Annotated in this window: 1 protein-coding gene; it reads left to right on the top strand. The window is 70.1% G+C overall.

Annotated elements, in window-relative coordinates; all coding sequences use genetic code 11:
- Positions 1-47: 47 nt before the first annotated feature.
- Positions 48-932: an SDR family oxidoreductase gene (locus HG543_RS53795; RefSeq protein WP_169352693.1), complete on the top strand. Its 885-nt coding sequence runs from the start codon at positions 48-50 to the stop codon at positions 930-932.
- The last annotated feature ends 138 nt before the right edge of the window (positions 933-1,070 follow it).

Genomic DNA, 1,070 nt, shown 5'->3' with positions numbered 1-1,070 from the left:
CTCCCACCGTGGGTGGGAGCAATCCTTCCCTGTCAGGAGCCCCGCACATGGCCCAGAAGAACCCCGACCCGCGCAACGCCGGCCCCAAGCCCCCCTTCCCGGAGCAGACGCAGCCGCACCCGGGCCACGAGGGGAAGATGGAACCGCAGCCCGACTACGGCGAGAAGACCTACAAGGGCCTGGGCCGGCTGACGGACCGCGTGGCGCTCGTCACCGGTGGCGACAGCGGCATCGGCCGCGCGGTGTGCCTCGCCTTCGCGCGCGAGGGCGCGGACCTGGCCGTGTCCTTCCTCAACGAGGGCGATGACGCCAACCACGTGAAGCGCTTCGTGGAGGACGCGGGGCGCCAGGCGCTGCTGCTCCCCGGAGACCTCTCGGTGGAGGCCCACTGCCGCAAGCTGGTCGAGGAGACGGTGAAGCGCTACGGGCGCATCGACATCCTCGTCAACAACGCGGCCTTCCAGGGCCCGCAGGTGGAGAAGTTCGAGGAGCTGGACGCCGAGCGCGTGGAGCGCACCTTCCGCACCAACATCATCGCCATGTTCCACCTGGTGCGCTACGCGCTGCCGCACATGAAGCCGGGCGGCACCATCATCAACACCGCCTCCATCCAGGCGTATCAGCCGTCGGCGGGCATCCTCGACTACGCCACCACCAAGGGCGCCATCGTCACCTTCACCAAGGGCCTCGCCCAGCACCTCATCGAGCGCGGCATCCGCGTCAACTCCGTGGCCCCGGGCCCCGTGTGGACGCCGCTGATTCCCCAGTCCTTCGGCGGCGAGAAGGTGAAGGAGTTCGGCGCGCAGTCGCCCACCGGACGTCCCGCGCAGCCCGCGGAGCTGGCGCCCTCGTTCGTGTTCCTCGCCTCGGACGAGTCGCGCTACGTCAACGCGGAGATTCTGGGCGTCACGGGCGGACAGGTGCTCGCCTGACCTGACCTGACGCGGCGCGCAGCGTAGCACGCTCGCTGGCACGGCTCCGAACCGGAGTGCGTGCCAGCGACAGAGGGTGGCTGCCGGATGTCCGGCCTCGGACGTGCGGTACGGGTGGGGAAGAGCAAACCTGGGGGG

The organism is Pyxidicoccus fallax, assembly GCF_012933655.1.
Taxonomy (GTDB): Bacteria; Myxococcota; Myxococcia; order Myxococcales; family Myxococcaceae; genus Myxococcus; species Myxococcus fallax.
This window is presented reverse-complemented; position numbering and strand designations above follow the sequence as displayed.